Genomic DNA, 7,649 nt, shown 5'->3' with positions numbered 1-7,649 from the left:
GTGGGGGCGGGCCGCGCGGTGGCGACGGTCGTGGCGGTGGCGGCGGGCGCGGGGACGTCGAGGTCCGCGAGCGCGAGCACGGTGGTGGGCTTCTTCGCCGCGCCGAGGATGTCCTTCATGCCCGGCACCCGGGCGACGACGGCGTCGGCGGCGACGGCGAGCACGGCCGGCCCGGTGACGTCGAGCACCTGCACACCGGCGTCGGTGGTGCGCTGCACCACGAGCCCGCCGTCGGCGTCCTGCACGTCCGAGACGGACGCCAGCCCCGGCCAGCCGAGGTACCCGGCGAGCGTGTGCGGGACCTGCCGGTCGCCGTTGTCGACGGACTCCGGCCCGGTGAGCACCACGTCGACGTCGCCGATCGCGCGGACCGCGGCGGCGAGGACCGCGGCGGTCGGCGTGCTGCCGGCGCCGGCGAGCGCGTCGTCGGCGACGAGCACCAGGCGGTCCGGGCCGCGGGACAGCGCGGCCTTGCGGGCGAGCGGGGTGTCGGACGCGGCGGGCCCGCCGGACAGGGCGACGACCTCTCCCCGCCGGTCGCGTCGGCGAGCCGCCGGGCGAGCTCGAACGCGACGGGGTCGTGCTCGCTCACGGCGGCCTTCGCGCGGCTCCAGTCGACGGTCCCGTCCGGCCGCACCTCGGCGTCCTGGGGGTTGGGTGCCCACTTGTGGGCGACGACGATCTTCATGCGGTTCTCCTCCGGCGGGCGGTGGCGGTGACGTGGGGGGGTGGGACCAGCGCTCAGCTGTGGTCCTTGACGATCTGCCGGCCGGCGATGTGCACCATGATCTCGTCGGTGCCGCCGCCGAACCGGTGGCCGCGGATGTCCCGCCACAGGCGCGAGACCCGGGTCCCGACGGTCACGCCGACGCCGCCGAACACCTGCATCGCCTCGTCCGCGACCTCGAACGCCGCCATCGCGCTGTAGCGCTTGCACAGCGCGCCCTGGCTCTTGAGCGGGACGCCCTGGTCGAGCATCCACGCGGTCTTCAGCACGAAGTTGCGCATGTTCTCGACCTTGATGGCCATGTCGGTGAGCTTGGCCTGGATCAGCTGGAACTGGCCGATCGGCTTCCCGAACTGCACGCGCTGCGCGGCGTAGGTCGCGGCGTCCTCGTAGGCGCACTCCGCCAGGCCCCAGCACTGGGACGCGATGACCAGGCGCTCCATCTCGAAGTTGCGCATGAGCTGCTTGAAGCCGGCGCCCTTGACCCCGACCAGGCAGCTCTCGGAGACGGTCACGTCGTCCAGGAAGATCTCGCACGAGTCGGAGATGTGCCAGACGATCTTCTCGAGCCGGTTGGTGGTGACGCCCGGCGCGTCCATCGGCACCAGGTACATCGAGATCGCCTCGCGCGGGTTCGCGACGGCGGGGTCCTTCGCCATGAGCAGCAGGTACTTCGACTGCAGGGCGTTGGTGATGAGCGTCTTGGTGCCGTTGAAGGTCACGACGCCGTCGTGGTGCACGGCGGTCGTCGCCATCGCGGCGTTGTCGGACCCGGCGCCCGGCTCGGTGAACCCGAGCGCGAACGGCACGTCACCCGAGGCCAGCAGCCCGAGCACCTCCTGCTTCTGCTCCTCGGAGCCGAACTCCAGGATGTCCATCGCCTGCAGCAGCTCCAGGCCGTAGCCGTTGTTCAGCCCCTGCCGCGCGACGCGGGCGGCGAGCAGCACCAGCGTCGTGGCGTCGACGGGCGTGCCGCCGTACTCCTCGGGGAAGCCGAGGGACGCGAAGCCGGCCTCGTGCAGCGCCTTGCGGAACGCCGTGGGGGGTGTGTGCGTCGCGTCGAGCTCGGCGATGTACGACTCGGGGCACTCGCGCTCGAGCAGGTCGTCGAGGCTCGACAGCAGGAGCTCCTGCTCGTCCGTCAGGCCGAAGTCCATGGTGGGGCACCCTCCGCTGGTGGTGGCGCCGGAGCGTCGTCGCGTCCGGTGCGCGGCGGGCCCAGGAGGCCCGCGCCCTTCCATCGTGGGGCGGGGTCCGGGCGCGGCCCGAGGACCATGGTCCCAATTTCCGACGCCTTCGGTCCGAAATAGTCGCACCAGCATCATCGCCGACGAAGGAGTCGCTCGTGGCCCAGATCATCACCGCCGAGGAAGCCGCCGCCCTGATCCCGGACGGCGCCACCGTGGCGCTCTCCGGCTTCGGCCTCTCGTGCGTCAACGAGGAGACGATGGCCGCCGTCGAGCGCCGCTTCCTCGACACCGGCGCCCCGAGCGCGCTGCACGTCGTGCACGCCAGCGCCGTCGGCAACCGCCGCGACAAGGGCATGAGCCACTGGGGCCACCGCGGCCTCGTGCGTCGCTGGATGGGCGGCATCGCGATCGCCTCGCCGGCGTTCGCGGAGCTCATCTCCGCCGACGCGGTCGAGGCCTACAACCTGCCCCAGGGCGTCATCACCCAGCTGTACCGGGAGATCGCCGCGCACCGACCCGGCGTCATCACCAAGGTCGGGCTCGGCACGTTCGTCGATCCCCGCGTCGAGGGCGCGCGGATGTCGGCCTGCACCACCGAGGACTACGTCCAGGTCGTCGAGCTCGCCGGCGAGGAGTGGCTGTTCTACCCGTCGTTCCCGATCCAGGTCGGGCTGATCCGCGGCACGGTCGCGGACACCCACGGCAACCTCACGCTGACCAAGGAGGGCCTCAAGATGGAGGTGCTCCCCATCGCGCAGGCCGTGCACAACTCCGGCGGGGTCGTCATCGCCCAGGTCGAGAGCGTCGCCGAGGCGGGCTCGCTGGATCCCAACGACGTGAAGGTCCCCGGCCTGCTCGTCGACTACCTCGTGGTCTCCGAGCCGGAGAACCACTTCCAGACGGAGAACACCCACTACAACCCGTCGTTCTCGGGCCAGCTGCGGGTGCCGCTGTCCAGCGTGACGTCCATCCCCCTGGGCGAGCGCAAGGTGATCGCGCGGCGCGCCGCCATGGAGCTGACGCGGGGCGCGGTGCTCAACCTCGGCGTGGGCATCCCCTGCGACGTGGGCTCCGTCACCGCGGAGGAGGGCGTCAGCCACCTGGTGCTCGGCACCACCGAGGCCGGCGCCGTGGGCGGCGTCCCCGCGGGCCTCAAGGACTTCGGCCACGCGTACAACCCCGAGGCGCTCGTCGACCACCACGCGCAGTTCGACTTCTACGACGGCGGCGGCCTGGACGTGGCGGTGCTGGGCCTCGCGCAGACCGACGCCCACGGCAACGTCAACGTCTCGAAGTTCGGCACCCGCGTCGCCGGGTGCGGCGGGTTCATCAACATCTCGCAGTCGGCCCGGACGCTCGTCTTCGCCGGGACGTTCACCGCCGGCGGGCTGAAGACCGACGTCGTGGACGGCGAGCTGCGGATCGTCACGGAGGGCCGGACCCGCAAGTTCCTGGCCGACGTCGAGCAGATCACGTTCTCCGGGGAGGTCGCGACCCGTACCGGGCAGCGCGTCCTGTACGTCACCGAGCGGGCCGTGCTGGAGCTGCTCGACGGGCGCATGACGGTCACCGAGATCGCCCCCGGTGTCGACCTGCAGCGCGACGTGCTCGACCAGATGGGCTTCGCGCCCGCCGTCGCCGACGACCTGCGGACGATGCCCGCCGGCCTGTTCCGGGAGACGTGGGGCGGTCTCGCGGAGCTCCTCGCCTGAACCCGCCCCCGCAAGTACTCCCCCCGCACGACCCCGCTCCAACCCGCCCCTGCTGCCCCGTCCCCTCCCGTGGAAGGCACGCCATGACCTCGACGACGACGTCGACCCCTCCGATCAACCGCTGGGCCGTGCTCTGGAGCTCGGTCGCCGTGCTCATGTGCACCGGCGCGATCTACGCGTTCTCCGTGCTCGCCGGCCCGCTCAGCGCGGCGCACGACTGGACGATGCCGCAGGTGATGATGGCGTTCACCATCAACGCCGCGGTCGGGCCGATCCCGATGATCCTCGGCGGCATCCTCACGGACCGAGGCTGGACCCGGTGGCTCGTGCTGGTCGGCGGCCTGATGTTCGCGTCCGGCTTCGCCCTGACCGGGACGGCCTCGTCGCTCACGACGCTGTACCTGTCGTACGGCGTGCTGGCCGGTCTCGGCCAGGGCCTGGCGTACTCCGGGTGCCTCGGCAACGTCATGAAGCTGTTCCCGGACCGCCGCGGGTTGGCCGCCGGCCTCATCACCGGCGGCATGGGCGCCGCCTCCGTCATCGCCGCCCCGGTGGCGAACGCGATCATCGCCGGCCCGGGCGTCCGCCAGGCGTTCGTGTGGATGGGTCTGGCGTACGCGGTCGTCGTGGTCGTCGCGTCGTTCTTCCTCCGGGCGGCCCCCGTCGGGTTCGTCCCCGCGGGCTGGACCCCGCCGGCGGGCCGGCCGACCGTCCAGGTGCGCTGGAGCGCGACCCTGCGGACTCCCGCGTTCTGGTCGCTGTTCGTGATGATGGCGCTCGGCGCGTTCTCGGGCCTGATGATCGCCTCGAACGCGTCCCCGATCGGCCAGAACATGTTCGGGCTGACCGCCGCGACCGCCGCCGTGTTCGTCAGCGTCTACTCGGCCTGCAACGCCCTGGGCCGCGTCGTGTGGGGCGCGGTGTCCGACCGCCTGGGCTACACGACGGCGCTGATGATCATCTACACCGTCGTCGCCGTGTGCATGCTCGTCCTGGTCACGGTCTCCTCGACCGCCGGGTTCGCCATCGGCATCATCGGCCTGGGCCTGTGCTTCGGCGGCGTGATGGGCGTCTTCCCTGCGCTGACGATGACCAACTTCGGCCCCCGGTTCCAGGGCATCAACTACGCGCTGGTGTTCGTGGCGTACTCGGTGTCGGCGTTCTTCGCGCCCCGCCTGGCCTCCGGGATGGCCGCCGGCCGTGACGGCGACTTCACCGTGCCGTTCGTGATCTCGATCGTCCTCGCGCTGGTCGGCGTCGCGCTGACCGCCGCGTTCCGCCGGATCCAGAGCGCGCACCTCGCGCGGCTCGCGGGCGACCGGTCCGCCGCCCCCGACGCGGTGCCCGCGGGCGCGCGCTGACCGGCACCACCCCGCAGAACCCGGCCGGCCGGTGCTCACCCCCGTGCACCGGCCGGCCGACCTCGCCCACCGGACCGGAGCCGTGATGCCCGCCCCCGACCTGAGCACCGCCGCGGCGCTGGAGCAGGTCGCGCTGCACGCCCCGGAGACGCCGAGCGTGCAGTACGGCGGCGCGACCACGTGCGCGCGGGACCTCGTGGCGCAGGCCCGCGCGCTCGCCGGTGCGCTGGCGGCGGGCGGGACCGCCCCGGGCGACCGGGTGGCGCACGTCGGGCGGAACAGCCCGTCGCTGCTCCTGACCGTGCTGGCCTGCGCGTACCTGCGCGCCATCGCTGTGCCGCTGGGCTTCCGCGCCTCGGCCACCGAGCTGGCCGCCACGCTCGACCACTGCGCCCCGCGGGTCGTCGTCGCCGAGCCCGCGCACGTCGCCGCCGTGCGCGACTGGGCCGCCCGTGGTCCCGCGACCGCCGTGCTGGTGCAGGTCGACGACGACCCGCTGGCAGGGGCCCCGGTGGCGGCGACGGCGTGGCGCGCGTGGTCGGACCTGCTCGCGTCCGGCGCAGCGCGCAGCGGCGTCGGCGCACCGCGCAGCGGCGTCGGCGCACCGCGCAGCGGCGTCGGCGCACCGCGCAGCGGCGTCGGCGCACCGCGCAGCGGCGTCGGCGCGCACGCGGACGACCCCGCCCTCCTGCTCTACACGTCCGGCTCCTCGGGCTCCCCGAAGGGCGTGCTCCTCACCCACGCCAACCTGTGGTGGAGCGCGGTCGGCGGCGACGTCGCGTTCGGCACGGGCCGGGGCGGCACCACGCTGGCAGTCGCGCCGATGTCGCACATCGGCGGGCTGAACGGCCTCGTGCTGCGCACGCTCGGCACCGGCGGCACGGTCGTCGTGCGGCGCGCGTTCGACGCCGACGCGGTGCTCGAGGACGTCCCGCGGCACGGCGTCACCTCGCTGTTCGGCGTGCCGGCGATGTACGCCGCGATCGCGCGTGCGCCGGGCTTCGACCACGCCGACCTGCGCAGCCTGCAGACCGCGCTGGTCGGTGGTGCGCCTCTGGGGCGCCCGCTGCTGGACCGGTTCGGCGCGCGCGGCGTCGCGCTGCAGCAGTCCTGGGGGATGACGGAGACGGCGCCCGCGTGCACGTCCGTGCCGCGCGACCAGGTCGCCGAGCACGGCACCACCGTCGGTCACCCGCTCGCGTTCGTCCGACTGCGCCTCGTCGACGCCCGGGGCACGGAGGTCGTCGACCCCGGCGTCCCGGGCGAGCTCTGGGTGTCCGGCCCGCAGGTCACGCCCGGCTACTGGCGCGACCCCGAGGCGACGGCCCGGGCCTTCGGCGCCCCCGGCTGGCTGCGCACCGGCGACGTCGCGGTCCGCGACGCCGCCGGCCGCTACCGCGTCTGCGGGCGGATCGGTGACGTCATCAACACCGGGGGCGAGAAGGTGCACCCCGCGGAGGTCGAGTCGGCGCTGGAGGGATGCCCCGGCGTCGACGCGTGCGCCGTGGCCGGACGCCCGGACGACGTGTGGGGTCAGGCGGTCACGGCCGTGGTCGTCGCGACCCCCGGCCGGGCGCCGACCCTGGAGAGGCTCCGCGACCACGCGGCCCGGACGCTCGGCCGGCACAAGCTGCCCCGGCACCTGGTGCTCGTCGACGCGCTGCCGCGGAACGCGAACGGGAAGCTCGACCGCGCCCGGGTGCGCGCCCGGGTGGCCGCCGCCGGCGCCCCCGTCTGAGGCCGGGGCTCAGCCCGGCCGCCCCGCCAGCACCGCGTCCGCCACGGCCGCCCCTCGCCCGCCCCGGCGACCACCGCGTCCGCGCACGCCACGACCCATGCCGCGACCCCCTCGGGCGTGCCGGTCGCGAACCGCGCCGCCGCCGCGAGGTACGGGTGCGGCGTCGACGCCCACGCGACCTCGGGGACGACGGTGCCGGTCGGGTCCAGGCCGCGCCCGCTGAGCAGCATCCGCGCGACGGCGCGGGCCACCACGCCGTTGCCGGCGGCGAACGGCCGCAGCGCGAGGACCTCGCCGTGCACCACCGCCGACACCAGCAGCGCGGGCGCGCGGGTCGCCGCGACCGTCCGCGTGAGCAGCGTCAGCCGTCCCGCCACCTCCGAGCCGTCGGGCGCCGTCCCGAGGCCGCCGAGGTCCCGCGGCGCGACACCGCCCGCGCGCACCCGGCCGAGGTCGGCGTCGGCGAGCCAGCCCGCCGCCGCGGCGGTGTGCACGCGCGCCAGCACCTCGGGCAGCGGCGGCACCGTGGGCTCCGCCCGCGCGCCGAGGTCCGGCCGCCACGTGCCGGTGAGCACGGTGGCGCGCAGCGCACCGGAGGCGACGAGCGCCGCCGCGTCCGTCCCCGGAGCGGCCCCGGTCGCCTCGCCCCGCAGCGCGTCGAGCGGCACGCGCGCACCGTCGACGGCGGCGCTCGCGCGCGCGGCCCGCAGGTCGGCCTCCGCGCGGACCTCGCGCCAGCGACGCCGGAAGGCCTCGTGCCAGCGCAGCTCCTCGCAGGCGGTGCGGGCGCGGTCGACGGCCGCGCGCACGCCGGGCAGGTCCAGCAGCGGCGCGAGAGGGTCGTCGGCCGGGGGGCGCGCCGGCGCGGAGGGCATCACGCGGCCACCCTACGAGGGACGGCACGCCCGGGGCGGTGGCCTG

The 7,649-nt window shown here is 74.9% G+C and carries 5 protein-coding genes; 3 read left to right on the top strand and 2 right to left on the bottom strand.

Annotated elements, in window-relative coordinates; translation table 11 throughout:
- Positions 1 to 665: electron transfer flavoprotein subunit beta/FixA family protein (locus tag QNH85_RS14860; RefSeq protein WP_282947612.1), on the bottom strand; the 665-nt coding region annotated here is incomplete at its 3' end.
- 76 nt (positions 666 to 741) lie between these two features.
- Positions 742 to 1,884, bottom strand: a complete 1,143-nt coding sequence (locus QNH85_RS14855) for an acyl-CoA dehydrogenase family protein (protein WP_282947610.1) — start codon at positions 1,882 to 1,884, stop codon at positions 742 to 744.
- A gap of 188 nt (positions 1,885 to 2,072) precedes the next feature.
- Between QNH85_RS14855 and QNH85_RS14850 the strand changes: the two genes are divergently transcribed.
- The 3 genes from QNH85_RS14850 to QNH85_RS14840 all read left to right on the top strand — a co-directional run bounded on the left by QNH85_RS14850 (position 2,073) and on the right by QNH85_RS14840 (position 6,728).
- On the top strand, positions 2,073 to 3,629 hold the full coding sequence (locus QNH85_RS14850; RefSeq protein WP_282947607.1) for an acyl CoA:acetate/3-ketoacid CoA transferase: 1,557 nt from the start codon (positions 2,073 to 2,075) through the stop codon (positions 3,627 to 3,629).
- 83 nt (positions 3,630 to 3,712) lie between these two features.
- Positions 3,713 to 4,990 (top strand): L-lactate MFS transporter, encoded by a 1,278-nt coding sequence (locus QNH85_RS14845; RefSeq protein ID WP_282947606.1) that lies wholly within the window; start codon positions 3,713 to 3,715, stop codon positions 4,988 to 4,990.
- 85 nt (positions 4,991 to 5,075) lie between these two features.
- A complete protein-coding gene (locus tag QNH85_RS14840; RefSeq protein ID WP_282947604.1) occupies positions 5,076 to 6,728 on the top strand; it encodes a class I adenylate-forming enzyme family protein in 1,653 nt (550 codons plus the stop codon).
- Positions 6,729 to 7,649: the final 921 nt, after the last annotated feature.

Source organism: Cellulomonas endometrii (genome assembly GCF_949769265.1).
Classification (GTDB): domain Bacteria; phylum Actinomycetota; class Actinomycetes; order Actinomycetales; family Cellulomonadaceae; genus Cellulomonas; species Cellulomonas endometrii.
The sequence above is the reverse complement of the archived record's forward strand: the minus strand, read 5'-3'. Positions and strand labels throughout refer to the sequence as shown.

What these genes read in the sequence shown, in the direction of transcription:
- QNH85_RS14855 (WP_282947610.1), bottom strand. Translation starts at nt 1,884, where the DNA reads ATGGACTTCGGCCTGACGGACGAGCAGGAGCTCCTGCTGTCGAGCCTC.
- QNH85_RS14845 (WP_282947606.1), top strand. Translation starts at nt 3,713, where the DNA reads ATGACCTCGACGACGACGTCGACCCCTCCGATCAACCGCTGGGCCGTG.
- QNH85_RS14840 (WP_282947604.1), top strand. Translation starts at nt 5,076, where the DNA reads ATGCCCGCCCCCGACCTGAGCACCGCCGCGGCGCTGGAGCAGGTCGCG.